A 25317-nucleotide genomic window follows, 5' to 3' on the forward strand; every position below is an offset into this window, starting at 1 on the left:
CCTTCCGCCAGCCAACCACACCCCGATGAGCGGCCCCCGTCACCTTGGGTGGGTTCGGCGGCGGATTGTGTTGCAGGGGCCACTCATCGGGGTGTGGTCTGCATGCTCCAGGCCGTACGGAGAACACACGAGAACCCTCGTCGTGGGGGTTTCACCCCTCCGCCCCGACCCGCCGCCGTCCCACAACGGCCAACGTGGCGTACAACAACGGCCAACTCGGCGTCCGCAACGGCCAACTCGGCGTCCACAACGGCCAACACGCCGGTGGTGGGGGTTAGCAGGGCCAGCGGGGGGCGTCTAGTTTGAGGTTTTTGCGGATGGAGCTGAGGTTGAGGCGGCGGGTGGTGGGGCAGAACTTGGCGTTGTCCAGGTCGTACTCGGCGTGCAGGACGGCTTTGCCTGCCTTGATGAACGGTGACAGTTTGTCGCATTCGTCGTACTCGGCGCACTGCTCGTTGACCGCGAAGTCGAACTCCGCCACCAGTTGCGGGATCAGCCCGAGCGCGTTCTTCAGGCCGATGGACAAGCCCTTGCCGTGCGCCAGTTTGGCCAGTGCCCGGTTGTAGGTCAGCTGGTCCTCGACCGAGATCGAATGCCCGGTGTCGTGGGTGTAGGCGTCCACCAGATCAGCCTCGATGCCGTCGAAACCCTTGTCCCGGCACACCTGGAACCGGTCGGCCATCACCGGCAGCAGCACGTCCAGCTTCCGCACGTCCAGCCAGCGCTCGCCGGGCCAGCCGTTCTCCTTGCCGGTCGCACTGCGCAACCGGCCCGCATCCGCGCGATAGTCCTCGCTGGCGCCCGCGTTGACGTAGCAGATCACCTTGCTGCCCTTGGCCTGCAACGCCTGCACCACCTCGCGACTGTTCTCCATCGCGTCGATGTCATACACATCAGCCTTGACCGAGGTGTCCACCGGCACGGTGAGCTGCCACTGCCAGGTCACCCCGGGCGCCGGGCGCCAGCGGTCCTTGGCGGCCGGTTGCTTCGACGCCGGTGGTGGGGGCGGCGGGGTGGACCCCGGCTCCGACGGTGGAGGAGCCGGGGTCCCCGTGCTGCTGGGCGGGGGTTCGGTCGAGGTGGCCTCGACCGCCGAGGGGGAGGAGGTGGCCTCGTCCTCGGCGGCGTTGCCGTGCGTGCAGCCGCTGACCGCCAGCAAGGCAGCCAGCGACAGGGCTAGGAGACCCGTCGTGGGCCGCACCGGCCCACGGCAAGCGTTTGCCGGTTGAAATGCCCCGCCAGTCGTCGCCACGGGTTCGCTCCGTCCAGGTCGGTCACGTACACCGCGCCCGCGTTGAACCGTGAGGCGCGCTGCAACGTCCGTTCGGTGTCCGCGCGCGGGGTGCCGTAGACCAGGTGGCAGAACCGTTGCGCGGGCATGCCGTAGGCCCAGGCCGGTACCTTGAGGTTCTCGTGCTCGCGCAGCCTGCCCTCGAAGGTCACCAGCAGATCGGCCAGTTTGGCGTACCCGTAGGCCGGGTAGACGCCGTGGTTGAACACCACCGTGCGCGCGCCCATGCCGCGGGCGGCCGCGGCCAGGCTGCGGTACTGCGGCAGGTGCTCGGCGTCGGCCGAGACCTGGTCGAAGAACACCCCGTCCACCCGGTACCAGGCGTGGTAGCGGGCGATCTGGCGTTGCACCAGCTCCCGCGAGCAGCGCCCGTATCCGGTGTCCACGTAGCCCATCACCGGGATGCCAGCCAGCTTGAGCCGCTGCACCACGGCGCTGAACATGATCTCTTTCGCCAGCCCTGGTCCGCTGTCGATGTTGAGGATCACCATGCGCAGGTAGTCGGCGGCGTTCACCAGCGTCTGCCAGTCGGCCGGGGCGGCCGAGGGGTGGAAGTAGGCCGGAACCGCGAGTAGCCCGCGGTCCGGTTCCAAGGTCATGTGCGGCATTGCGCCTCCTGCCAGAGGTCCGATAGCGAGGTGGCCAAGTCGATGGCGGGCCGCCAGTCGAGGGCCTTCCCGATCGCACTGATCTCGGCCTGCTGCCAGGGCACCGCCGCCGATCGCGCGGAACCTGTGTCAGCCTGCCCGATCGGGCCGGTGTAGCCGGCTATCCCGGTGAGCGCCTTGGCCAGCTCGCCCACTGTGATGCCCTCTCCACTGCCGACATTGAGCACGGGCTCATCAATGACCGGCGCGAAAGCCGCGGCATGCACTGCCTCGGCGACGTCCCGGACGTCGATGAAGTCCCGCACCGCGGAGAGCGGGCCGAGCCGGACCTCGTCGCCCTCCGCTTGGGCCCGAAGCAGCTCCTTGGCCAGCGCGCCGGCGACGTTGCCGGGCGGTGAACCGGGGCCGATCGGGTTGAACACCCGCAGTACCACGGCATCCAGGCCTGCCACGCGGGCAAGGCAGACCAACCGTGACGCGGCCAGCTTGGTGATCCCGTAGACACCGACCGGTCTGGTCGGAGTCTGCTCGGTGACCGGCTCGCCCGTCACCACTCTGCCGTATTCCGCAGCCGAACCGAGATGCACCAGACGCACTCGTTCGGGTCCGCACAGGGCGGCCCGGACCAGCGCGGCAGGCAGATCAATGTTGGCCGCGGCCAGATCGGCGGGATCCCCGCCGACCAGGCCGGCACAGTTGACGACGACATCGGGGGCGGTCTGCGCGAGCAATCCGCCGATAGCACCAGATCCTTCGGCCGTCAGGTCGATCCTGACGTGCCATGGCGAGGAGGGCAGCGCCCCGCGTGCGGCCGTCACGACCTCCAGGTCACCGCGCTGGATGAGCCGGTGGAGGACGTGCCGGCCGATGAAGCCGGTCGCGCCGAGCAACAACACGCGGGGCACTGCGTTCTCCTCACGATCATGGTTTGTTGTCTGTCTATTGTGGATGGACATTGTGGACAGTGGTGGTGACGGCGGACGGCGGGTCTGTCGTCACTCGAAACCGTTACATCAGGCCGAGGCCTTCAGCGGCGGGTGCTGCAGCGGGGTGTCCTTGAGCAAACTGTGCCGCAGCACCGGGAATTCGGCGTTGGCCCGGTCGTAGTCGTCCGGGCGGCCGATGTCGAGCCAGTAGCCGTTGAACTCATAGGAGTTGGGCGGGGTGTCGGTCTTGAGCAGGTCCAGCACCAGCTCGTCGAAACCGAGCGGCAGACCCGGCGTGTAGCCGCGCAGCGCCTCCCGGCTGACCCCGTAGACGCCCATGCTGACCCGGTAGTCCAGGGTCGGCTTCTCGGTGAACTCGACGATCTTGCCGTCCGTCGAGGTCAGCACGCCGAAGTCGATCTTCACCTGGCGCTCGTAGGTGGCCACGGTCAGCGGCGCGTTCTCGCTGCTGTGCTTGGCCAGCAGCGCGCCGTAGTCCAGGTCGGTGAGCACATCCCCGTTCATCACCAGGAAGTGCTCGGGCAGCGAGTCGAGCAGCTGCACCACCGGGCCGATGGTGCCCAGCGGGTTCTCCTCCTCCGCGTAGTCCACCGCCATACCCCATTTGCTGCCGTCGCCGACATAGGAGCGGATCAGGTCGCCCAGGTATCCGATGGCCAGGGTGGCGCTGCGGAAACCGCTGTGTGCCAGCTGGGTCATCACGATGTCCAGGATGGAGAACTCGTCGCCGATCGGGACCAGCGGTTTGGGCAGGCAGGTCGTGTAAGGACGCAGTCGGACGCCCTTGCCGCCGGCCAGGATGATCGCGTGCATCGTTGCCCCTTGTTTGGCGTTGCCGTGGTTGGTCACTGGGTGTAGATGCCGGGCTTGTAGTGCGCGAGGTTGGCCGGTTCCCGGAACCAGTCGATGGTCTCGGCCAGGCCCTCGTCCCTGCTGTACGCCGGTGCCCAGCCGGTGCGCTCGCGCAGCTTCGCCGCATCGCACACCAGTCGCTGCACCTCGGAGTTCTTCGGCCGGATCCGCTGGGCGTCCTCGGTGATGTCGGCCTGCACGCCCATCACCCTGGCGATGTCCGCGGCGAGCTGCCCCACCGAGACCTCCTCGCCGGTGCCCGCGTTGAACAGTTCGCCGACCACGGCCGAGGCGGGCGCGGCGCCCAGGGTGTGGAAGGCCGCGGCGGTGTCCTTGACGTAGAGGAAGTCCCTGGTCGGGTCCAGCGCGCCCAGCTTCAGCTCGGTGGCCCCGGCGGCGAGCTGGCTCACCACGGTCGGGATCACCGCGCGGGCGGACTGGCGCGGCCCGAAGGTGTTGAACGGCCGGAGCGTCACCGCGGGCACGTCGAAGCTGAGGTGGTAGGACTCGACCAGCTTGTCCGCGCCGATTTTCGAGGCGGCGTAGGGGGACTGGCCCTGCAGCGGGTGCGCCTCGCTGATCGGCACGGTCAGCGCGGTGCCGTAGGTCTCGCTGGTGGAGGTGTGCACCAGGCGCGGGGTCTGCTCGGCACGGACCGCGTCCAGGATGTTCAGCGTGCCGATCACGTTGGTGTCCACATAGGACCGCGGCGCCCGGTAGGAGTAGGGGATCGCGATCAGCGCGGCCAGGTGGTAGACGGCCTCGGCGCCCTCCACCAGCTCGCGGGCGCTGGCCTGGTCGCGGACATCGCCCAGGACCACGTCGACCTGGGCCATGACCTCGGCGGGCAGCGAGTCCAGCCAGCCCCAGGAGCCGAAGGAGTTGTAGAGCACCATCGCGCGCACCCGGTGGCCGTGCGCGACCAGGCGCTCGACCAGGTGGGAGCCGATGAAGCCCTCGGCGCCGGTGACAGCGACGACGTTGGACACGGTGTTCCTCTTTCTGCTGGGGGACTTCAGGTTTTAGTGGTGGCGGACCGCGCTGCCGAGCGAGAGCGCCGCGTGGCAGTAGAGAACGAAGAGCAGGCAGAGCCCGACGGCGAGCTGCACCCACACCGTGCCCAGCGGCCAGCGCAGCGCCCCACCGGTGAGGGTGAAGGCGACCTCCACGGCCAGGGCCGCGCCGCAGGCGATCAGGGCGATGGTGTTGAGCCCCAGCGCCTGCACCAGCAGGGCCAGGAAGAGCGCGCCACCGAGGGCGAGGTAGGCGGTGTAGGTGGGGACCGCGGCGGGGATGGCCCCTGGCACGGTGAACAGCACCACGGCGCACAGCGCGGCCGCGGCGATGAGGTAGCGGGTCAGCACCCCGGTGAGCACGAACCGCGAGCGCAGCGCGAAGCTGGCCAGCGTGGTGCTCTCCCGCAGCAAGCGGCCCATCCGCCTGCGGTAGCCGAACAGGCACCATTCGGCGAAGCCCATGCTCAGCGACACCGGCAGCGCGGCCAGCGCGGCACCGGGAATGTCCGGCGCGGAGGGCAGCACCGCCCACACCACGGGCAGCGCGAGCAGTCCGGCCGCGCACAGCCCGAACAGCGCGTGCGGCAGCGCGTTGCGCAGTTCGTTCCAGTTCGGCCTCGCCTTGGCCCGCACCGGTTTCCCGGTCCGGGTGCGCCACACCGCGAAACCGACGGTGAGCAGCACCGAGCCGATCAGGCCGAGCAGTTCGGCCCAGTGCGGCAGGAACCGGTGCCCGCCCAGCAGATGCAGGCCACCGGCCAGCACCGCGGGCGCCAAGGCCAGCAGCAGCAACAGTTCCGCGCCACGCACCAGCAGCACGGTGGCGGCCAGTAGGTAGATGCCCTGGCCGATGCCCAGGGCCAGCACGGACCAGCCCGCGTCACTGAGCCAGGCGAGTCCGGCCGAGGCCAGTGCCACCAGGGCGCCGCAGACGAACAACCCGGCGCGCAGCACCGAGTAGGCGGCGTCCGCGCGGCCGAGGCCGAGCCGGACGTAACCGAGGTAGGACAGGCCCTGGCTCATCGTCCAGGACAGCACCAGCGAGCCGACCAGGACCGCCAGCGCGGCCGGTTGCACCAGCAGCGGGGTGGCCGCGGTGTAACCCAGGCCGGGCAGGGCGAAGAGCACCCCGCGCAGCAAATGCAGTTTCGGGTTGGCTGCCCACACCTCGGGCAGCGGGGCCGGTTCGGCAGGCGCCCTGGGCACCAGCCGGAACAGCTCCTCGGCCAGCGCGAAGACGTCCGGGCAGCCGTAGCGAGCCTTGACCGCCTGGTCGGAGAGCCCGTCGGCCTCCAGCCCGGCGGCGACCTCCAGGGGGTCGACGGCGTTGGCGCACAAGGACTCGAACCGGTGGGCCAGTTCACGCAGCCGCGGCGGGATGTCCAGGGTGCGCACATCCGGCAGCGTCTCCGGCCCGCCGAGCACCCCGAGCGGTTCTAGCTCGGGCACCGTGCCCGCGCTCATGACGCGACCGCCCGGAGTCGCCTGGCCTGCCCGGTGACCACGCCGAGCCCGGTGTACAGCTCGTCGAAGGTGCCGACCGCCTTGTCCACGGTGAACAACTCCAGGGCCCGGTGCCGGGCCGCGGCGGCCATCGCGTGCCGCAGATCCCGGTCGGCCAGCAGTTCGACACAGGCCTTGGCCATGGCGGCCGGATCCCGGGGCGGCACCACGATCCCGGTGTCGCCCACGGCTTCCGGCACCCCGCCGACATCGGTGGCCACACAGGCCCTGCCCACCGTCATCGCCTCGATCAGGGTGTAGGGGAAGCCCTCGGAGATGCTGGAGAGCACCACCACGTGCCCGGCCACATAGGCGTCCCGGATGTCCTCCACCCGGCCTTCGAACACCACGCTGTCGCCGACGCCGAGACTGTTCGCGAGTTCCTTGCAGCGGTTGGCATAGCCCTCGCCGCCCTTGGGGGTGCCGCCGAACAGCCGCAGCCGCACGTCCGGCACCTCCTTGCGCACCAGCGCGAACGCCTTGATCAACGTTTCCAGGTCCTTGATCGGGTCGACCCGGCCTGCCCAGCTCAGCGTGGGCGCCTCGGGTTCGGCCTCGACCGCGGGGAAGTCCGCCGGGTCGACGCCGTTGTAGACGGTGCGGATGAGGGCGGAGTCGGTGCCCAGCCGTTCCTCCCAGCGCTTGTTGTAGATGTTGCCGGGCGCGACCAGCGCCGCGGTGCGGTAGGCCAGTTCGCACACCTGCCGGAAGAAGGCCAGGTGCAGTGCCTTGACCGGGTGCCGGTAGGGCGAGTTGCGGTAGCCCAGGTAGCGCTCCCGCAGGTAGATCCCGTGCTCGGTGAGCAGCAACGGGGTCTGGTGGCACCAGTTCGCGGTGAGCGCGGGCAGCGCGGCCAGCCCGTTGGCCACGCAGTGCGAGACATCGGCGAGGATCGGTGGCGCGGCGAGCGGCCGGAGCGAGTGCTCCAGCAGCTCGACCGCGGTCACCGCGTCGGCCACGGTCGGCGGCTTGCCCAGGTTCTCCGGCCAGTCCCGCCAGGCCTCCATCATGGCTCGCACCGCGTCCTCATCGCGCAGGCTGGCCGAGAGGTCCGCGAGCTGGGCGTACTCGAACAGGCCGCGCAGCACCGTGGTGAAGCGCGCCTCCTTGTCCGGCAGCCCGGCCACCGTGAGGGTGGCCAGGAACTCGCGGAACAGTTCACCGAAGCCGCGCAGGGCCTTGCGGCCTGGCCGGCGGCCGTGGTGTTCCGCGCCCCACAACGGGATCAGCGTCAGCGAGGCCACGTTCTCCGGCAGTTCCCAGGCGGTGGGCTCCGCACCGGTGGAGACCAGCGCCAGGAGGTGGAAGTTGTGTTGCGGCAGCCCGCGCACGAGCTGGTCGCACCACACGCTCACCCCGCCGAAACTGTGCGGGTAGGTGCCCTCGGTCATCAGCGCGACGTCCATCGGAGTCAGGCCGGCAGCACGAGGGTGAAGGCGCTGCCGTTGCTGCGCCGCCAGTCCGAGCGCTCACCGGCGTAGACCTGGCCCCACAACGGACCCTGGATCAGGCCGCCGAGCATGCCGGGGGTGCGGGTGCCCTCCGGAACCGTGATCGGCACGTCGACCCCGCTGGGTGCGGAGGTGTGCACGCGGCCGTTGAGGATGTAGCCGGAGACCTTGCCCGCCGCGACCTGGGCGCGCCAGTTGTTCTGCCGCTGCATCACGGTGCCCGCCTCGGACAGCCGCGGGTTCACGATCGGCGCGTTGGCGGCGAAGGCGGTGCGGTAGCCGGCCAGCATGCCCTCGACCATCGGGTAGAGCAGCCGGTCCTCGGCGATGTTGGACTGGTGCGCGTACTGCGGGCGGGCGTCGTTGCCCAGGATGAAACGCATGCCGAGCCGGACCTGGGTGGGCACGATGTAGGAGTCGAACCCGTTGGCGCCCAACGGCTGGATGCAGGTGGTGGTGTGCGGGTTGTCCTCGCAGATGCCGGAGCCGCCGTTGGCCCGGGAGGTGTAGATCCAGTTGTACTCGTCGGTCATCTCCGCGCGGGAGCCCACGTTGTAGTACACCGAGATCGGGTAGCGCGGCACGCCCTGGGCGGTGCCCACCTGACGCAGCCCGGGTTCGCGGGAGGCGTCCAGGCCGATCCAGGTCACGCCGGTCTGGCGCAGCGCGGCGACGAAGTTCGGGTTGTCCTGGCCCTGCTGCGGCAGGATCTTGGTGCCCGAGTGCTCACCGGCGAGCATCTCGTTGCGCTGCAACGCCAGGCCCTTGTTCACGCCCCACTGGTGGTTCTTGTTGATCTCGGTGACGATCTCGGCCTGCGGCAGCCACTTCACCGTGCCGTCGGGGTTGGTCGCGCACTTCCACGGCACCACGCTGGTGTCCTGCACGCAGCCGAGGAACTTGTGCGAGTAGGTGTGGTTGGCCCAGCGGAACTGGCCCTTGTTCTGCAGCAGCGCGGTGGTCAGCGGGTCCGAGCCCTGGGCGGCGATGACCTCGTCGCTGCCGAAGGCGTTGAAGTACATGTCCAGCTTGAAGTTGTGCTGCTGCTGCCACTGCACGACCTTGGTGACATCGGCGGGCGTCATCCGGATCGCGGGCAGCTCAGGCACCTCGCCCTGGCAGTCGATGTCGCCGGGGGTGCAGTTGTGCACGGTGTCCCAGCGCGCGTCGCCGTCGAAGACGTCGTCGATGTGCACGCTCAAATACGAGCGGTGGTGCCCGAAGTGGATCCCCTTGGTGAGCCAGCTGATCAGCCCGTGCTGGAGGATCTTGAACTGGGTCTGCTCGGCGTTGTAGGCGAAGTTGAAGGTGAGCTGCTCGCGGGCGCCCTGCTTGAGCACCCCGGCCAGCACGCCCTGCTGGCTGCCGTCTGGGGAGACGCCGGTCAGGAAGGGCTGGAAGCTGGTGCCGGCGGCGGGATCGTCGGGCAGCGGGTTGGTGAGGTAGCCGTATGCCTCCCACACCGCGGGGTCGCCGTTCTCCACCGGCACCGGCCCACGCAGGTTGCGGAAGGCCCCGCCCAGCGCCGTCGCGGTGAGCTGGGTGGTGGTGCCGTCGAGCTGCCCGGCGTAGTGCGGGGTGTTCATGCCCACCCGCGCGCTGGGGTAGGTGAAGGCGTTGACCTGGCGGATCCCGAAACTGGTCTGGTAGGCGGCCAGCGCGTCCAGTTCGGCCTGGGCGAGCCCGGCGGGCGCCTCGTTGGGCAGCACCACGGCCTGGAACTTGGCCCGGCGGGTGGAGTTGACGGTGTCGGCGAGGAACGCGGCGGTGAGCACCGGTCGCTGGGCGTCGGCGAGCCGGATGACGGTGCTGGGCACACCCTCGTTGACCAGAGCGGAGCGGATGGCCTCGGCGGAGGAACCGCCATCGGTGACGACGAGGACGTTGAGGTCGATCCGGGTAGGTGTGTCCGCGGCCGAGGCCACCGGGGTCATGCTGATCGTCAGCACGAACGCGGTGGCGGCCGCGGCCCGTAGCAGGACAGGGCGAAGCACACGCAGAGATCTCACGAAAACCCCGTTCATGCACGTGTCCGTGACCACACGTGCTTGGTGAAAGGAAGTGCCGCCAATTGCGACTCCGCTAAAATTCATCGCTAGGCACAAGTTTCCGTTACGTGTCCAGCCCGGCCTCGCTGATAACAGATGTGTCATGCGTGAAAAACCGCATCCACGGCCGCCCTTTAGGCCCTTGACAAGGCAAGAACTGTGACATGAGCAGCGGTTTTGTTACCCAAAATAGGCCGAACGCTGACCTGCTTAGCCCATTTGGCAGCAGTGTGTCTTTCGTCGCCTATTTGTCCGTATGGTGCGACCAAAGTTGCGCTGAGCTGGATAAAAGGGGTCTATGGGGCTACTGATTGGTATACCGGCATACTTGATATGACGAGGACTACCTGAAGATTTCTTCAGGTGGAAAATCCTAAACCGGACATCATGCAACACGCACTCAGTACGCAATCGTTGACATGACAGAGACTGTCACAAGGTATATCCCCCGAATTCGGTACGACCACACTACGAACGGCTCGGGTCGGGTGGACCGGGCCGTCCGGGTGACGCGTCAATCCTCGTTGCCGGGTGCGTCCTTCGGCAGCGCGAACGGGTCCGCCGGCAGGAAACAGCCGTAGTCCTGCAACGGCATTGACTCCTCGACCACCACCGCCTGCATCCAGCCCGCGGGGGAGAGGCCGTCCGGGCGGTCCTTGATCCGGATGCCGGGAAGTGGTGCGCCACGGCCGATTTCCGGCGTGGACCCCGCGCCGTCCTCGACCGGGATGAGCTGGCTGTGCCGGTCGAGCAGCAGCTGCACGGCGTCGTAGACGTCGGTGGTCGCCGCGTCGAGCTGTGCCTCGGTGGCCTCCGGGTGCAGCTCCCGGCACGCCTGCCGGGCAGCCGCCAGGAACCGTTCCGGGTCCATGATGACCACGTCGCGGCGGCTGCGAATGCTGATCGTCATCCCCGCGACCGGGGCTGGGCGCTCCTGCACGGCGCGAGAGTAGCGCCGGAGAGCCTGGTCCGGGGGCCGGAACGCCGAACGGCCCGAGCCGGGTGACTCGGGCCGTTCGGGGACTTGACTGTCTTTACCGGCGTTTGGCCCTGGAGAGCAGCGTCTGCAGCACCACCACCACGACCAGGAACCCGCCGCTGACCACCAGCTGCATGCTGGAGTCGAAGCCGCCGACCTGGTTGATCACGTCCCGGATCACGAACAGCAGCGCCACCCCGGCCAGCGTGCCGCCGACCGAGCCCGCGCCGCCTACCAGGAGGGTGCCGCCGATGACCACCGCGGCGATCGCGTCCAGTTCCAGGCCGACGCCGATCACGGTGACGCCGGAGCCGAGCTGGGCGGCGGAGAGGATGCCTGCCAGGCCGGCCAGCACGGCGGAGATCACGTACACGCTGACCTTGGTGCGGGCCACCGGCAGGCCCATCAGCGAGGAGGCGTCCTCGCTGCCGCCGATGGCGAACAGGCGCATGCCGAACCGGGTTCGCTGCAGCACCAGGCCGCCCAGCAGGTAGAGCACCAGCACGATCAGCACCGGGATGCCGAGGCCGAGCAGTCTGCCCTGGCCGAGTTCCAGGAACGCGGTCTCGGTCTGCGGGACCAGGTAGGTCTGGCTGCCCTCGGCGGTGAGGAACTGGAGCAGGCCCCTGGCGAAGAGCAGGCCGCCCAGGGTGACGATGAAGGGGGCCATCCTGGCCTTGCCGACCAGCAGGCCGTGCGCCAGGCCGATGGTGGCGGCCACCGCCAGTGGCAGCGCGAACGCGCCCAGCAGGCCCCATTCGCGGGCGCCGTAGGCGGCCAGCACGCCGGAGAGGGCGTAGACCGAACCCACCGACAGGTCGATGCCGCCGGTGATGATCACCATGGTCATGCCCAGCGCGATCACCGCCAGGAAACTGGCCTGCACGGCCAGGTTGCCCAGGTTGTAGGCGGTCAGGAAGGTGTCGAAGGCCAGGCCGCCGACGGCGAGCAGGACTACGAGCACGATCAGCGCGCCGTGCCGCTGGACGAGCTGGGCGACCTGCTGGCCGCGGCGGTTCGCCTCGGCGGGCGCGGCGGTCGCGGGAGCCGTGGTCATCTCGAACCGTTCCCTTCACGCTGCACCAGCACCGCGGCCGCGATGATCAGTGCCTGGGCCATCTGCGCCAGCGAGGCCGACACATCGTTCTTGATCAGCGTGGCCGTGATGAGCTGCATCAGCGCCGCCCCGGCCACCGTGCCCAGGATGCGCACCCGGCCACCGGTCAACGGGGTGCCGCCGACCACCACCGCGGTGATCGCGGCCAGTTCGATCAGCTCGCCCAGCCGGGAAGGGTCGCTCGCGGCCAGCCGCGAGGTGGCCAGCACCCCGGCGATCGCGGCCAGCACGCCGCTGATCACGTACACCGTCAGCAGCACCCGCTTGACCGGCAGCCCGGCGAACGCGGCCGCCTTCGGGTTGCCGCCCACCGCGACCAGCTGCCGCCCGAAGGTGGTCCTGGCCACCAGCAGGCCGACCAGCACCGCCAGCAGCGCGGCGATCAGCACCGTGTACGGCACGCCCAGCACCGAACCCGAGCCCAGCTCGCGCAGTTCCGGGTTGCGGATGTCCTTGAGCTGCCCGCCCGCGATCACCAGCGCCAGCCCGCGGCCGCCGACCAGCAGCGCCAGCGTGGCCACAATGGGCTGTACGCCGACAAAAGCCACCAGGTAGCCGCTGACCAGCCCGGCCGCCGCACCGGCCAGCAGGCACACGCCCACCGACAGTCCGGCGCCGTAGCCCAGGTAGAGCGGCAGCAGCGCGCTGGTGATGGCCATCACCGAGCCGACCGACAGGTCGACGCCCTTGGTGCCGATCACCAGCGCCATGCCGAGCGCGATGATCAGCGTGGGCACCATCTGCACGGCCTGGGTGCGCAGGTTGTCCGCGGTGAGGAAGTTGTCCGTGAGCACCAGGTTCACCAGGAACAGCAGGCCCAGCGCGAAGTACACGCCGTAGTCCCGGATGATGCCGACCGCGCTGGCCCGCTGCGGGGCCGCGGTGGCGGTGGCCGTTGTCATGAGCTTTCCTCCCTGGCCTCGGCCAGCGCGTTGAGCACGCCGTCCGCGGTGACCTCGTCCCCGCGCAGTTCGGCCACCGAACCGCCCTCGCGCAGCACCACCACCCGGTCCGCGCCCGCGACCAGCTCGTCCAGCTCGCTGGAGACCATCACGATGCCCAGGCCCTGCTCGGCGAGTTCCTCGATCAGGGACTGCACCTCGGCCTTGGCGCCGACGTCGATGCCGCGGGTCGGCTCGTCCAGCAGCAGCACCTTGGGTTCCACCGCGAGCCAGCGGGCCAGCATCACCTTCTGCTGGTTGCCGCCGGAGAGTTCGCTGACCCGCTGTTCCGGGCTGGACGCCTTGATCCGCAGGCGTTTCATGAAGATGTCGACGACCTTGTCCTGCCGGGCCCGCGAGGTGATCCCGGCCTTGGACAGCCTGGGCAGCGCGGCCAGCACGATGTTCTCCCGCACGGACAGGTGCGGGATGATGCCCTCGGCCTTGCGGTCCTCCGGCACCAGCACCATGCCCGCGCGGATCGCCGCGGCGGTCGAACCGCCCTTCAACGGCTTGCCAGCCACCGAGATCTCACCGCCGTCCAGCGGCAGCAACCCGGCCAGCGCGGTCACCGTCTCGGTGCGGCCGGAGCCGAGCAGGCCGGCCAGGCCGACCACCTCGCCCGGCTGCACGGTCACATCCACCCCGGTGAGCACCGCGCGCTTGCGCAAACCCTTGGCCCGCAACACCGGCGGCTTCGCCTCGTCCGCGCCGGTGTGGCTCTCGGAGAAGGCGGTGGTGCCCTCGCGGCGCACCTCGGCCACCTCCCGGCCCAGCATCAGCGCGACCAGTTCCAGCCTGCTGAGTCCGGCCATCGGTCCACTGTGGACGGTGCGGCCGTCGCGCAGCACGGTGACCGAGTCGCAGATGGTGTACAGCTCTTCCATCCGGTGGCTGACGTAGACCACCGAGACCTCGCGCTCGTGCAGCTTGCGCACGACCTCGAAGAGCGTCTCCACCTCGCGTGGCTCCAGCGAGGAGGTCGGCTCGTCCATGATGACCACCCGCGCCTCGGTCTGCACCGCGCGCGCGATGGCCACCATCTGCTGCACGCCAAGGCCGAGCGAACTCAGCTCGCGGCGCGGGTCGACCGGGATGCCCAGTTCGGCCAGCAGGGTCGCGGACTCCCGGCGCATCCGGCCGAAGTCCACCGTGCCGAAGCGCCCGCGTGGTTCCCGGCCGAGGAAGAGGTTGTGCGCCACCGACATCGACGGGACCAGGTTGACCTCCTGGTACACCGTGGAGATACCCGCCTCCTGGGCGGCGGCCGGGCGGTCGAAGCTGACCGGCTCGCCGCGGAAGCGGATCTCCCCGCCGTCGGGGCGGTACACCCCGGTGAGCACCTTGATCAGGGTCGACTTGCCCGCGCCGTTCTCCCCGACCAGCGCGTGCACCTGGCCGGCCCGCAGGGTGAAGTCGACCTCGCGCAGCGCGTGCACACCGGCGAAGTGCTTGCCGACCCCGGCCGCCGCAAGGACGGCCGGGGCCGGAGCGGGGGTGTGCTCAGTAGGCACCGTTGACCTCTGCCTTGGCGTTGGCCTCGTCATAGGCCTTGTCCGAGATGATGATCTTCTCCGGGATCGCCTCGCCCGCCAAGTACTTCTGGATGGTGGCGAAGGCCAGCGGGCCGAACCGCGGGTTGGACTCGATCACGCCGTTGACGTTGCCGTCCACGATGGCCTGCACCGCGTTCCGGGTGCCGTCCACCGAGATGATCTTGATATCCTTGCCGGGGGTCTTGCCTGCCGCGCGGACCGCGGTGATCGCGCCGAGCGCCATCTCGTCGTTCTCCGCGTAGATCGCGTTGATCTCCGGCTTGGACTGCAGCAGCTGCTCGGTGACGGTCTGGCCCTTCTCCCTGGAGAAGTCGCCGGTCTGCTCGGCCACCACGGTGATGCCCGCGGTGCCCTTGACCGCGTCCTTGAAACCGTTGGTGCGGTCGGTGGTGACGTTGTTGCCGGAGGAGCCCAGCAGGATGGCCACCTTGGCACTGCCGCCGGTCACCTTGATCATCGACTCACCGGCGCGCTTGCCCTGGTCGACGAAGTCCGAGCCGATGAAGGCCAGGTAGTCCACGCACGGCTTGGCGGCGTTGAGCTTGCGGTCCACGGTGAGCACCGGGACCTTCTTCTCCCGCGCGGCACGCAGGGCGGGCTCCAGGCCGTCGGAGTTCAGCGGCGCCACGATCAGCAGCTGGGCGCCCTGGGCGAGCATGGACTGGATGTCCGAGATCTGCTTGCCGAGGTCGGAGTTGGAGTTGGTGGTCAGCAGCTGCTTGACCCCGACCTTCGCCGCCTCCGCCTTGATCGAGGCGGTTTCGGCGATGCGGAACGGGTTCGCCTCCTTCTCCGACTGGGAGAAGCCGACGATCGCGTTCTTCAGGTCGATCTTCGGCGTGCCATAGGCGTCGATCTTGCAGGTGGTTCCGCCGTCCGGCTGCGCCGACTTGGTCACCTGCTCACCACCGCCACTGGTGGCGCCGGGGTTGCCGGAGTTCTCCGGGTTCGCGCAGCCGGCCAGCACCAGTGCGGCCGCCGCGGCGAGCACCGCGCCGGACTTGAGGGATCGAACCTGCAAAGCAGTCATTGTCCACTCCTTCGTGGATCATGGACTGGGCGGAAATCGACCAGTTGCCCCTGGATCGGTGGTCACTATGAACGAATGTGATCGGTTTTCGTCAGCTTTTGCATAACTATGTGGTTTCTGTCCCGGTGACGTGCACCAGAACGCCGAGTGAGCGTAGGGCAGCCAGTTCGGCGGCGTCCGCGGCCCCGTCGGTGACGAGATGGGTGATCGACTCCGGTGGCACGGTCTGCACCATGGTGTCCACGCCGATCTTGGTGTGGTCGGCCAGCACGACGATCTCGTCGGCCGCCGAGGCCATGGCCCGGTCGGTGCCCGCGACCGAGACATTGGGGGTGGACAGCCCGCGCGCGGCGGTGAGCCCGTTGCCGGAGAGGAAGGCGCGCTGCACCCGCAGCCCGGCCAGTCCGCGTTCCGCGGCGGTGCCGACCAGGGCGAAGATCGACCCGCGCAGGGTGCCGCCCGGCATGATCACCTCGATGCCGCGGGAACGGGCCAGTGCCTGGGCGACCAGCAGCGAGTTGGTCAGCACGGTCAGCTCGGCCAGCCGGGACAGTCGTCGGGCCAGGGCCTGGGTGGTGGTGCCCGCGCCGAGCACGATGGCGTCGCCGGGGGAGACCAGTTCGGCGGCGAGGTCGGCGATGGCGGCCTTCTCATCGCTGGCCACGTGCGTTTTCTCGGTGTGTGTTGGCTCGTAGGCCGGCCGGTCGGTGGCCACCGCGCCGCCGTGGCGCCGGGTCAGCAGGCCCTCGCCCTCCAGCTGGCGCAGGTCCCGGCGGACGGTGACCTCGCTGGTCTTGACGATCCGGGCGAGTTCGCGCAGCGAGACAGCGCCATTGGAGCGAACCAGCTCCAGGATCACCTGTCGGCGCTCGTCAGCGAACACGGGGTGATCGTAAACGGACACATTCGGTCGCAGCACCCACCGACACCCGGGTCTTGGCCGTTTCGGTATCTCAGCGTGGCCGGTTCAGGACCGCCCGGACTCGTTCGTACCGCCTGGTCCAGTGCTGCACCCGGTCCGGCGCGGCCGCGTAGGTCTCCAGGAGGTCCGGATCCGGCCGCGGCGCCACCCTCGGCACCGGCAGGAATCCGTCCACCGGCCGCAGCGACTCCCGGGCCACATCACCGGTGAACAAGGACAGGGTGCCCAGCCCGCAGGCGAAATCCAGTTCCGGCAACGCCCCGGCCAGCGCGAGCTGCGCGGCCAGTCCGACACTGCTCTCCAGCGCCGAGGACACCACGCACGGCAGCCCGGTCGCCTCGGCCACCCGCAGCGCCTGCCGCACCCCGCCCAGCGGCGTGCACTTGATCACCGCGACATCGGCGGCTTCCCGCACGTCCACCCGCAGCGGGTCGGCCGCCCGCCGGATCGACTCGTCCGCCGCGATCCGCACGTCCACCCGCCGCCGCACCAGCGCGAGTTCTTCCACGGTCCGGCAGGGCTGCTCCACGTATTCCAGCCCACCCGCCGCCGTGGCCATCGCCCGGATCCAGCGCACCGCGGTGTCCACGTCCCACACCGCGTTGGCGTCCACCCGGATCTTGCCCGCGGGCCCCAGCGCGTCCCGCACCGCGGCCAGCCGCTCCAGGTCCTCGTTCAGGGAGTCCGGATGATCAGCCACCTTGACCTTGGCCGTGCCACACCCAGACGACGCCACCAGCTCACGCGCCCGCTCGGCCGGGATCACCGGCACCGTGCAGTTGATCGGGATCCGCTCCCGCACCGGCGCGGGCCAGCCCACCTCGGCCGCCTCCACCGCGGTGGCCAGCCAGCGGGCGGACACCTCGTCGTCGTAGTCCTCGAACGGGCAGAACTCACCCCAGCCGGCTGGCCCCGCCAGCAGCAGGCCCTCGCGGACGGTGATGCCGCGGAAGCGGGTGCGCAGCGGGATCGAGTAGACGTGCACGGCACCTCCGGGTCGCCAATGGACAGTCCTACCCGAATACTGTGCGGGATGCGCACCCGGGACCTGCCAACGTATTACCGGACCTGGACCGCCCAGGACGACGGCGGCACCAGCACCGGCCAGCTCGAACGCACCCCCGAGGGCGAGTTCCTGCTCCGTCTGGGCTGCACCCGGCAGTACGAGTTCGCGCTGACCCCCGAGGACACCAGCACCCTGGCCGCCGCCCTGCGCGCCGCCACCCCCGTGACCCTCGGCCCGCTGTCGGTGGCCCCCGCGCCGCAAGGCGTGACCCTCACCGCCACCCTCCCCACCGCAACCTGGCCCCTGCACCTGTCCCCGCGACAGTGCGCCGACCTGGCCGACCACCTCACCGCCATCACCAGCGCTGATACCCAACTCTGATAACCCACCCCCACCTGCGCGACTTAAATTGAATTCGATCGCGCAATCGACTGCATCCCTGCCCGACCTGCGCGACTTCTTGCGACCCCTGCTCAGCAAGGAGCCCCATGTCAGCCAAACGTCTGCTCGGCATCCTGGCAGCCACCCTGCTGTCCCTGATCACCCTGATCGGCCTGACCCCGTCGGCGATCGCCGCGCCCCAGGCCCGCACCGTGTACTACAACGCCACCGGCGCCGGCGAGTACCGCGGCACCGCGGACCAGGCAGCCCAGATCTGGAACCAGCGCGTTCCCAACGTCCGCCTGGTCGCGGGTGGCAGCGCGACCATGACCATCCGGGTCACCGTCGGCGGCGGCAGCCGCGCCTACCCGCAAGGGCTGGGCCGGGGCCTGGTCTACATCGACCGCAACGACGTCAACGCGGGCCACTACGCCCTGCGCATCATGACGCACGAGATCGGCCACATCCTGGGCCTGCCGGACAACTACAACGGCGTCTGTTCCCAGCTGATGTCCGGCGGCAGCGCGGGCACGTCCTGCCGCAACCCCAACCCCAACACGCAGGAAGCCGCGCGGGTGAACCAGCTGTTCGCGGGCGGCTTCAGCAACCCGAACATCAGGTCCACGGTGTATGACCGGGAGCTGGCCGCCGCGTAACCCCCAGCGCGCCAGCACCGACGGCCCGGATCGCCACGCGGTCCGGGCCGTCGGTATGCGGGACCCCGCACAAATCTTTTGCGCCCCGCTCAGCCAGCGCTTAGCGTTGCGCTCCCCGCGGGCGCGGGAAACGCGCCCCACCTGCGGCGATAAGCCAACAGATCGGAGGTGCGGAGCGGGATGACCAGTAACCTCCAGGCGCTCTGCTTCGACGCGAACAACCCCCTCCGCCTCGCCCGGTTCTGGGCAGGCGTCCTGAACTGGGAGTTGGCCGAGGACCCGCACACTGGCCCCACCCTGCTCCCCAACGACGACACCGGCTTCACTCTCCGCTTCCAGCCAACCGAAGAGCCCAAGAACGGCCCCAACCTCTACCACTTCGACCTGACCAGCCAGTCCCCGGAAGAGCAGGAACACACAGTCGCCAGAGCCCTCGAACTCGGCGCCAGCCACCTGGACATCGGTCAGCTCCCCGAGGAAACCCACGTGGTCCTGGCCGACCCCGAAGGCAACGAGTTCTGCGTCATCGCCGCGGGCAACAACTTCCTCGCCGACTGCGGTTTCCTGGGCGCCCTGGCAGGCGACGGCACCCAGCAGGTCGGCTACTTCTGGCACCAGGCCCTGAACTGGCCCCTGGTCTGGGACCAGGACGAGGAAACCGCCATCCGCGCCCCGCACGGCGGCCCCAAGATCACCTGGGGCGGCCCGCCCGTAGCCCCCAAACTCGGCAAGAACCGGGTCCACTTCGACCTGACCCCCGCCGACGGCGACCAGCAAGCAGAAGTCGACCGCCTGCTCGCCCTGGGCGCCAAGCGCATCGACATCGGCCAGGGCGACACGAACTGGGTAGTCCTCGCAGACCCAGACGGCAACGAATTCTGCGTCCACCCCCCCGCGCTAACCCCGCCAACCCGCCCGGCGCACAACAACGGCCAACTCGCCGTCCACAACGGCCAACTCGCCGGGCGGGGTTTCAAGCCCTCGGCGTGTTGGCCGTTGTCGTACGCCACGTTGGCCGTTGTGGACCGGCGGGCGAAGCCCGCAACGGGCAGCGGGGGTGGGAAACCGCACGAGCACTGCTCTTTGACCTAAGACCCCTCCCGACCCAGCCGAGTCCTCCGGTCGTAGGGTTTCCCTCTGTGTAACTTGCGCTCCGACACCAATCCGTGATCTCGTTCCCCGGGTCATCAACACGAGTTGAAAGAGCGTTCCGTGGTCACTCGGCGCGATGTCGCCAGGCTCGCCGGCACCTCGGAGTCGGTGGTCAGCTACGTGCTCAACGCCGGTCCGCGCAATGTCGCCCCGGCCACCCGGGACCGGGTGCTGGCCGCCATCGACGAGCTGGGCTACCGCCCCAACGCGGTCGCCCGGTCGTTGCGCACCAGCCGGACCCGCACCCTCGGCCTGCTCGTGCCCGACAACGCGAACCCCTTCTTCGCCGAACTCGCCGCCCAGATCGCCGAGGACACTTTCGCCGCGGGCCATTCCCTCCTGCTGGCCAACTCACGCGAAGACCCCGACCGCGAGGCCGAACAGGTCCGCATCCTGTTGGACCGCAAGGTGGACGGGCTCATGCTCATCCCGGCCTGCGCGCCAACCCAGTGCGTGGACGACCTGGTCAGCTCGGGTGTCCGCTGCGTGCTGGTGGACCGCGAACTGCCCCGGCTGGCCGCGGGCACCGTGGTCGCCGACCACATCGGCGGCGCCCGGGCCGCGGTCACCCACCTCCTGGAACACGGGCGGCGCAGGATCGCCTGCGTGGCCGGGCCGCACTGCGCCTCGCCCACCGATGACCGCGTGCTCGGCTGGCGGTCGGCGTTGCTCGCGGCGCAGGTGGATCCGGACGGACTTCCGTTGCTGCACACGCCCTTCGGCCGGATGTCGGCCTACACCGCGGCCACCGAACTGCTCTCCGGACTGTCCGCGGCGCAGCGCCCGGACGCCTTCTTCGTCACCAGCGACGAGCAGGCCGTCGGCGTGCTGCGGGCCGCGCTGGAACTCGGTCTGCGCGTGCCGCAAGACCTGGCGATCGCCTCCTTCGACGGGATCGCGGGATCGGCCTACCCGGTGCCCGCGCTGACCACGGTCAGCCAGCCGATCGCCGAACTCAGCCGGACCGCGGTGCGACTCCTGCTGGACAAGGAGAACCCGGTCGGCAAACGGATCGTGCTGCCCGTATCCCTGCTGCGCCGCGGTTCCTGCGGCTGCCCTGATCCCGCCGGCGGCGGCTGCTCGGCCCCCGCGTCGCCGGTCGCCGTACCCCTGCCCCACACGCCGAGCGCTGAGTAACGACAGCCATTATCTGCGAAGCCCCACAAGGAGTTCGTCCGTGCCGAGGAAAGCCTCTGTCATCGCCGTCGCGGCCGTCGTCGCGTTCACCGCGGCCGCCTGCGGGCAGGAGAGCAACGGCCTGACCGTGCCCCCGCCCAGTGGTGACCCCAAGGTCTGCCTGGTGATGAAGTCCCTGGCGAATGAGTTCTTCAAGACCATGCAGAAGGGCGCTCAGGAACACGTCGAGGCCCAGGGCGGGATCAAGCTGATCGCCAGCGGCATCCCGAACGAGACCGATGTGGACGGTCAGGTCGCCGAGGTCGAGAAGTGCGTGACGCAGAAGGTCGACGCCATCGTGCTCGCCCCCGCCGACTCCACCGCACTGGTCGCCTCGGTCCGCAAGGCCGTTGACGCCGGCATCAAGGTGGTCAACATCGACGTCGAGCTGGAGCCGGGCGCACTGCGTCAGGCCGGGCTGGACGTGCCCTTCGTCGGCCCCGACAACCGCGAGGGCGCCCGGCTGGCCGGCATGGAGCTGGGCAAGGCCATCGGCGCCCGCAGCAAGGTGATCATCCTGGAGGGCATCCCTGGCGCGGCCAACGGCGAGCTGCGGGTCAAGGGCTTCAAGGACGCCGTGCAGCAGACCAACATGGTGCTGACCGCCTCGCGCACCGCGAACTGGGAGACCGACCAGGCGCACTCGGTGCTCGGCGCGCTGCTGACCGCCAACCCCGACGTCAAGGGCGTGCTCGCGGCCAACGACAGCATGGCGCTGGGCGCGGTCAAGGCGATCGAGGAGCAGAACCTGGCAGGCAAGGTCAAGGTCGTCTCCTTCGACAACATCCCGGCGATCAAGCCGTTGCTGCTCAACGGTTCCGTGGTGGCCACCGTGGAGCAGTTCGCCTCCGCCCAGGCCGCCCGCGGCATCGACCAGGCCGTGCGCATGGTCAAGGGCGAGAAGGTCACCGGCTGGCAGAAGACCCCGGTCGAGGTCAAGACCAAGACGAACGTCGGCTGAGGCGGGGCAGGGGTGCTCGAGGGGGAACCGCTGCTGCGACTGAGCGGACTCGGCAAACGCTACCCCGGCGTGATCGCGCTGGCCGGTGTCGACCTGGACGTCGCGCCCGGCGAGATCCACGCGCTGGTGGGGGAGAACGGGGCCGGCAAGTCCACTGTGGTCCGTTGCCTGTCCGGGATGGAAACGCCGGACGGCGGCGAGATGACCTTCGACGGCGCGCCGCACCATCCGGCCAGCCCGGCCGCGGCACTGCGGGCCGGGATCCGGGTGGTGCACCAGGAACTGGCGCTGCTGCCCGAGCTGTCGGTGGCGGAGAACCTGTTCTTCGAGCACCTGCCCCGCCGATTCGGCCTGGTGGACAAGCGAAAGATCCGCCAGGACGCGGTCACGGCGCTGGCGCGGGTCGGCCTCCGGGTCGACCCGCGCACCCCGGTCGGCAGGCTCGGCCTGGCCGCCCGGCAACTCGTGGAGATCGCCCGCGCGCTGGCCGCGGACAGCAGGCTGCTGGTGCTGGACGAGCCCACCGCCGCGCTCACCGGCGCCGAATCGGCCCGATTACTGGGCATCCTGCGGGAACTGGCCGCCGCGGGCACCGCGATCGTGTTCATCTCCCACCACCTGGCCGAGGTGCTGGCCATCGCGGACCGGATCACCGTGCTGCGTAACGGGAAATCCGTGGCCACCCGCGCCGCCGCCGGAGTCGGCGCGACCGAACTGGTGCGGCTGATGGTCGGCCGCGACCTCGCCGAGGAGTACCCGCCGCGTCCGGCCACCGCGCGCGCCCCCGGCGCCGAACTGCTGCGCGCCGAAGCGTTGCGGGTGCACGGCGGCGCTGGCGAACTGGACTTCGCGGTGCACGCGGGCGAGGTGGTCGGCCTGGCCGGGCTGGTTGGCTCCGGCCGCACCGAGGCGGTGCGCGCGCTCTACGGCGCCGACCGCCGCGCCGGTGGACGGGTCCTGGTGTGCGGCAAGCCCATCCCCAACGGCCGCCCCACCCGATCAGTCCACAATGGACTCGGTATGCTGGCCGAGGACCGCAAGGACCAGGGCCTGCTGCTGGACATGACCGTGTCGGCCAACACCTCCCTGGCCGCGTTGCCATTGGTGGCGCACTGGGGACTGCGCAGCGGAAAACTCGAGGACCAGGTGGCCGGCACCCTGGTCGACCGGCTCGGCGTGCGCACCTCCGGCGTCCGGCAGGCCGTGCGCGCGCTCTCCGGCGGCAACCAGCAGAAGGTCCTGTTAGGACGGTGGCTGCTGGCCGACCCCGGCGTGCTCATCGTGGACGAACCCACCCGCGGCGTCGATGTGGGCGCCCGCTACGAGATCCACCGGCTGCTGCTGGAACTGGCCGAGGGCGGCAAGGGCCTGCTGGTGGTCTCCTCCGACCTGCCCGAGCTGATCGGCCTCTGCGACCGCATCCTGGTGCTCTCCCGCGGCAGGCTGGCCGGCGAGCTGACCCGCACCGAGTTCGACCAGGAGAAGATCCTGGCCATGGCCTACTCGGGCTACCTGACCAGCACCGACGAAGAGGACGGGCCGAGTTGAAGACCGACGTCGCGACCACCGAACCCACCGCGCCGGAGCGTTCGCGGAGCAAGGTGCTGGGCCAGGTGCTCGGCGAGGCCGGGATCGGCGTCGCGCTGCTGGTGCTGGTGCTGGTGTTCCTCGCCTTCGCCCCGCAGTTCGGCACCGGCCAGAACATCCGCAACATCATGACCCAGATCACCCTGAACACCATCCTGGCCGTGGGCATGACCTTCGTGGTGCTCGTCGGCGGCATCGACCTCTCCGTCGGCTCGGTGCTCGCCCTCTCCGCCGTGGTCGCGGGCAGCCTGATGACCTGGGACGCGCTTAGCCCCGGCACCGGCCTGCTGCTGGGCGTGCTGGCCGCGGTGCTGGTCGGCGCGCTGTGCGGACTGGTCAACGGCGCGGTCACCGAACGCTGGAAAGTGCCCTCGTTCATCATCACCCTGGGCATGCTCTACGTGGCCCGCGGCGCGGCCCAGGAATACACCGGCGCGCAGACCATCTACAACCTGCCGCGCGAGCTGACCCTGTTCGGCACCGCCACCTTCCTCGGCCTGCCCGCGGTGTTCGTGGTCGCGCTGGCCCTGGTCGCGCTGGGCTGGTTCGTGTTGAGCCGCACCGTGTTCGGGCGGCTGGTCTACGCGGTGGGCACCAACGAGGAAGCGGTCCGGCTGGCCGGGCACCGCACCGGCTGGATCAAGGTCAGCGTGTTCGTGATCGCCGGGGTGTGCGTGGGTTTCGCCGCGGTGGTCTACATGGCCCGGCTCAACATCGCCAGCCCGATCCTGGGCAACGGCTACGAGCTGAACGCGATCGCCGCGGTGGTCATCGGCGGCGCCAGCCTCACCGGCGGCCGCGGCTCGATGATCGGCACCCTGCTCGGCGCCTGCCTGCTCGGCGTGCTCAGCAACGGCCTGATCCTGCTCGGCGTCTCCGACTTCCAGCGCACCATGATCACCGGCGGCGTGATCATCGTCGCGGTGGTGCTGGACGCCTACCGCCGCCGGGTGGCCACCCGCCTCAACTCGGTCATCACCGTCTGACCGAGCCGTTCGCCGCGCGAGCGCGGTGAGCACAGGTGAGCACTCTTCGGGCCGTGAACGGTCTGGGGAGTGAGCCGCTTCCCGACGCAGTATTTCCCCAAGCCCAGCCACCCCGGCCGGGCCAGAATCGGGGAGTACTAATGGGAATCGTCAGCAAGCGGGTGACCGCGGCCCTGCTCGGCGCCGCCGCCGTGGGCGGTGTGCTGCTGCCCGGCGCCACCGCGGTCGCCGGCCCGGCGCAGGTCGCCGCAGGCCAGTCATCGGCCAGCATCGCCGCCGCGTCCGGCATCAAGATCGACGTGTTCACCAACACCGTCGACATCACCACCAAGATCTACGGGATCGTGGCCGACGCGATCAAGACGCACCAGAACCGCGGCGGCTACGTGAAAAGCCTGATGGAGGGCGGTTTCTACGACGCCCGCGAGCGCTACAACGTCCTGGTCATCAAGGCCGACCACCCCTACGACGTGAACCTGCAGGGCAAGGTCTACGACGCGCGGGTGCACAGCGACGCCTACCCGGACTTCCACATCTACGTCTTCGACTCCGGCACGGTGGTGAACCGGGGCGACGGCGGCTGGATCAACTGGGCCTTCCGCGGCTGGTTCGACCGCAACGGCGGCACCGTCAACTTCCACAAGCCGTGAGCGAGAAGGAGCCTCTCGCCATGAAGATCAACAAGCTGCTCGCCGCCCTGCCACTGGCCGCACTGGCCCTGCTGGGCGTGGCCGGCACACCCGCACTGGCCGACACCGCCGCGGTGACCTCGGTGCAGACCTCCCCGTCGGTCACCATCCACACCGACCACACCGGCAACGGATTCAAGCTCGCGCACGAGCTGAGCAAGGTCAACGAGAAGGACCGGGACAAGTTCGTCCGCCGCGCGGTGGACGTCGCCTTCGAGCAGACCGGCGGCCGGTACAACGTGCTGCTGTTCAACCTGTCCAACAACTATCAGGAACAGCTCGACGGGAAAGCCGTGTACGCCAACGTCGACTTCGACGGCGTCTTCTACGGGCTCTGGGTCTTCGACAGCGGCACGTTCGTCAACCAGGGTGACGGCGGCTATCAGAACTGGGGCTTCCGCGGCTGGTTCGACCGCAACGGCGGCACCGTCAAATTCCGCAGGCCCTGAGCCAGGAGGAGCG

At 69.7% G+C, this 25317-nt stretch carries 24 protein-coding genes; 9 read left to right on the forward strand and 15 right to left on the reverse strand.

Features of this window, described 5'->3' with window-relative positions:
* Positions 1-274: 274 nt before the first annotated feature.
* From ACTOWY_RS31395 to ACTOWY_RS31465, 15 genes are all read right to left on the reverse strand, one after another.
* Positions 275-1201 (reverse strand): endo alpha-1,4 polygalactosaminidase, encoded by a 927-nt coding sequence (locus ACTOWY_RS31395; protein ID WP_441313226.1) that lies wholly within the window; start codon positions 1199-1201, stop codon positions 275-277.
* Positions 1177-1890: a spherulation-specific family 4 protein gene (locus tag ACTOWY_RS31400; protein WP_441313227.1), complete on the reverse strand. Its 714-nt coding sequence runs from the start codon at positions 1888-1890 to the stop codon at positions 1177-1179. Before ACTOWY_RS31400 ends, ACTOWY_RS31395 begins: the two co-directional genes overlap by 25 nt.
* Positions 1887-2804 (reverse strand): NAD-dependent epimerase/dehydratase family protein, encoded by a 918-nt coding sequence (locus tag ACTOWY_RS31405; protein ID WP_441313228.1) that lies wholly within the window; start codon positions 2802-2804, stop codon positions 1887-1889. Before ACTOWY_RS31405 ends, ACTOWY_RS31400 begins: the two co-directional genes overlap by 4 nt.
* A 108-nt stretch (positions 2805-2912) precedes the next feature.
* On the reverse strand, positions 2913-3659 hold the full coding sequence (locus ACTOWY_RS31410; RefSeq protein ID WP_441313229.1) for a sugar phosphate nucleotidyltransferase: 747 nt from the start codon (positions 3657-3659) through the stop codon (positions 2913-2915).
* A gap of 32 nt (positions 3660-3691) precedes the next feature.
* The gene (locus tag ACTOWY_RS31415) at positions 3692-4687 is read right to left on the reverse strand and encodes an SDR family NAD(P)-dependent oxidoreductase (protein ID WP_441313230.1); all 996 of its coding nucleotides are present in this window, start codon (positions 4685-4687) and stop codon (positions 3692-3694) included.
* A gap of 33 nt (positions 4688-4720) precedes the next feature.
* Complete coding sequence (locus tag ACTOWY_RS31420; protein ID WP_441313231.1) at positions 4721-6178, reverse strand: hypothetical protein; 1458 nt, start codon at positions 6176-6178, stop codon at positions 4721-4723.
* Entirely contained in the window at positions 6175-7623 is a 1449-nt protein-coding gene (gene pelF / locus ACTOWY_RS31425) for a GT4 family glycosyltransferase PelF (protein WP_441313232.1), read from the reverse strand. The genes ACTOWY_RS31420 and pelF overlap by 4 nt, the downstream gene beginning before the upstream one ends.
* Positions 7624-7628: 5 nt before the next feature.
* A complete protein-coding gene (locus ACTOWY_RS31430) occupies positions 7629-9662 on the reverse strand; it encodes an Agd3-related carbohydrate-binding protein (protein ID WP_441313233.1) in 2034 nt (677 codons plus the stop codon).
* Between the two features lie 568 nt (positions 9663-10230).
* A complete protein-coding gene (locus ACTOWY_RS31435; RefSeq protein WP_441313234.1) occupies positions 10231-10656 on the reverse strand; it encodes a hypothetical protein in 426 nt (141 codons plus the stop codon).
* 94 nt (positions 10657-10750) lie between these two features.
* Entirely contained in the window at positions 10751-11752 is a 1002-nt protein-coding gene (locus ACTOWY_RS31440) for an ABC transporter permease (RefSeq protein ID WP_247758498.1), read from the reverse strand.
* Positions 11749-12714, reverse strand: coding sequence for an ABC transporter permease (locus tag ACTOWY_RS31445; protein ID WP_247758497.1), 966 nt, complete (start codon positions 12712-12714; stop codon positions 11749-11751). Before ACTOWY_RS31445 ends, ACTOWY_RS31440 begins: the two co-directional genes overlap by 4 nt.
* Complete coding sequence (locus ACTOWY_RS31450) at positions 12711-14300, reverse strand: sugar ABC transporter ATP-binding protein (protein WP_441313235.1); 1590 nt, start codon at positions 14298-14300, stop codon at positions 12711-12713. The genes ACTOWY_RS31445 and ACTOWY_RS31450 overlap by 4 nt, the downstream gene beginning before the upstream one ends.
* Complete coding sequence (locus tag ACTOWY_RS31455; protein ID WP_185002958.1) at positions 14257-15339, reverse strand: ABC transporter substrate-binding protein; 1083 nt, start codon at positions 15337-15339, stop codon at positions 14257-14259. The genes ACTOWY_RS31450 and ACTOWY_RS31455 overlap by 44 nt, the downstream gene beginning before the upstream one ends.
* A 106-nt stretch (positions 15340-15445) precedes the next feature.
* Positions 15446-16222, reverse strand: coding sequence for a DeoR/GlpR family DNA-binding transcription regulator (locus ACTOWY_RS31460; protein WP_247758495.1), 777 nt, complete (start codon positions 16220-16222; stop codon positions 15446-15448).
* A 70-nt stretch (positions 16223-16292) separates the two neighbouring features.
* Positions 16293-17246: an o-succinylbenzoate synthase gene (locus tag ACTOWY_RS31465; RefSeq protein ID WP_441313236.1), complete on the reverse strand. Its 954-nt coding sequence runs from the start codon at positions 17244-17246 to the stop codon at positions 16293-16295.
* Positions 17247-17294: 48 nt separating this feature from the next.
* On the opposite strand from ACTOWY_RS31465, the gene ACTOWY_RS31470 reads away from it, so the two are divergent.
* From ACTOWY_RS31470 to ACTOWY_RS31510, 9 genes are all read left to right on the forward strand, one after another.
* Entirely contained in the window at positions 17295-17648 is a 354-nt protein-coding gene (locus ACTOWY_RS31470) for a hypothetical protein (protein ID WP_441313237.1), read from the forward strand.
* Positions 17649-17755: 107 nt separating this feature from the next.
* Positions 17756-18304: a snapalysin family zinc-dependent metalloprotease gene (locus tag ACTOWY_RS31475; protein WP_441313238.1), complete on the forward strand. Its 549-nt coding sequence runs from the start codon at positions 17756-17758 to the stop codon at positions 18302-18304.
* Between the two features lie 180 nt (positions 18305-18484).
* Positions 18485-19396, forward strand: a complete 912-nt coding sequence (locus tag ACTOWY_RS31480; RefSeq protein WP_441313239.1) for a VOC family protein — start codon at positions 18485-18487, stop codon at positions 19394-19396.
* A 120-nt stretch (positions 19397-19516) separates the two neighbouring features.
* Positions 19517-20593: a LacI family DNA-binding transcriptional regulator gene (locus ACTOWY_RS31485; protein WP_441313240.1), complete on the forward strand. Its 1077-nt coding sequence runs from the start codon at positions 19517-19519 to the stop codon at positions 20591-20593.
* A gap of 40 nt (positions 20594-20633) precedes the next feature.
* Complete coding sequence (locus ACTOWY_RS31490; RefSeq protein WP_441313241.1) at positions 20634-21593, forward strand: sugar ABC transporter substrate-binding protein; 960 nt, start codon at positions 20634-20636, stop codon at positions 21591-21593.
* Positions 21594-21605: 12 nt separating this feature from the next.
* The gene (locus tag ACTOWY_RS31495; protein WP_441313242.1) at positions 21606-23141 is read left to right on the forward strand and encodes a sugar ABC transporter ATP-binding protein; all 1536 of its coding nucleotides are present in this window, start codon (positions 21606-21608) and stop codon (positions 23139-23141) included.
* Positions 23138-24166 (forward strand): ABC transporter permease, encoded by a 1029-nt coding sequence (locus ACTOWY_RS31500; protein WP_441313243.1) that lies wholly within the window; start codon positions 23138-23140, stop codon positions 24164-24166. Before ACTOWY_RS31495 ends, ACTOWY_RS31500 begins: the two co-directional genes overlap by 4 nt.
* A gap of 140 nt (positions 24167-24306) precedes the next feature.
* Positions 24307-24816 carry a hypothetical protein gene (locus tag ACTOWY_RS31505; RefSeq protein WP_441313244.1) on the forward strand — a complete coding sequence of 170 codons (510 nt, stop codon included), beginning with the start codon at positions 24307-24309 and terminating at the stop codon, positions 24814-24816.
* Between the two features lie 20 nt (positions 24817-24836).
* Entirely contained in the window at positions 24837-25304 is a 468-nt protein-coding gene (locus ACTOWY_RS31510) for a hypothetical protein (protein ID WP_441313245.1), read from the forward strand.
* Positions 25305-25317 lie beyond the last annotated feature (13 nt).

Source organism: Crossiella sp. CA198 (assembly GCF_052078295.1).
In the GTDB taxonomy this organism is placed as follows: domain Bacteria; phylum Actinomycetota; class Actinomycetes; order Mycobacteriales; family Pseudonocardiaceae; genus Crossiella.

Coding starts and splice junctions, on each gene's coding strand:
- ACTOWY_RS31400 (WP_441313227.1), bottom strand. CDS start 1,890: ATGACCTTGGAACCGGACCGCGGGCTACTCGCGGTTCCGGCCTACTTC.
- ACTOWY_RS31410 (WP_441313229.1), bottom strand. CDS start 3,659: ATGCACGCGATCATCCTGGCCGGCGGCAAGGGCGTCCGACTGCGTCCT.
- ACTOWY_RS31420 (WP_441313231.1), bottom strand. CDS start 6,178: ATGAGCGCGGGCACGGTGCCCGAGCTAGAACCGCTCGGGGTGCTCGGC.
- pelF (WP_441313232.1), bottom strand. CDS start 7,623: ATGGACGTCGCGCTGATGACCGAGGGCACCTACCCGCACAGTTTCGGC.
- ACTOWY_RS31440 (WP_247758498.1), bottom strand. CDS start 11,752: ATGACCACGGCTCCCGCGACCGCCGCGCCCGCCGAGGCGAACCGCCGC.
- ACTOWY_RS31445 (WP_247758497.1), bottom strand. CDS start 12,714: ATGACAACGGCCACCGCCACCGCGGCCCCGCAGCGGGCCAGCGCGGTC.
- ACTOWY_RS31450 (WP_441313235.1), bottom strand. CDS start 14,300: ATGACGAGGCCAACGCCAAGGCAGAGGTCAACGGTGCCTACTGAGCAC.
- ACTOWY_RS31455 (WP_185002958.1), bottom strand. CDS start 15,339: ATGACTGCTTTGCAGGTTCGATCCCTCAAGTCCGGCGCGGTGCTCGCC.
- ACTOWY_RS31470 (WP_441313237.1), top strand. CDS start 17,295: ATGCGCACCCGGGACCTGCCAACGTATTACCGGACCTGGACCGCCCAG.
- ACTOWY_RS31475 (WP_441313238.1), top strand. CDS start 17,756: ATGTCAGCCAAACGTCTGCTCGGCATCCTGGCAGCCACCCTGCTGTCC.
- ACTOWY_RS31480 (WP_441313239.1), top strand. CDS start 18,485: ATGACCAGTAACCTCCAGGCGCTCTGCTTCGACGCGAACAACCCCCTC.
- ACTOWY_RS31505 (WP_441313244.1), top strand. CDS start 24,307: ATGGGAATCGTCAGCAAGCGGGTGACCGCGGCCCTGCTCGGCGCCGCC.
- ACTOWY_RS31510 (WP_441313245.1), top strand. CDS start 24,837: ATGAAGATCAACAAGCTGCTCGCCGCCCTGCCACTGGCCGCACTGGCC.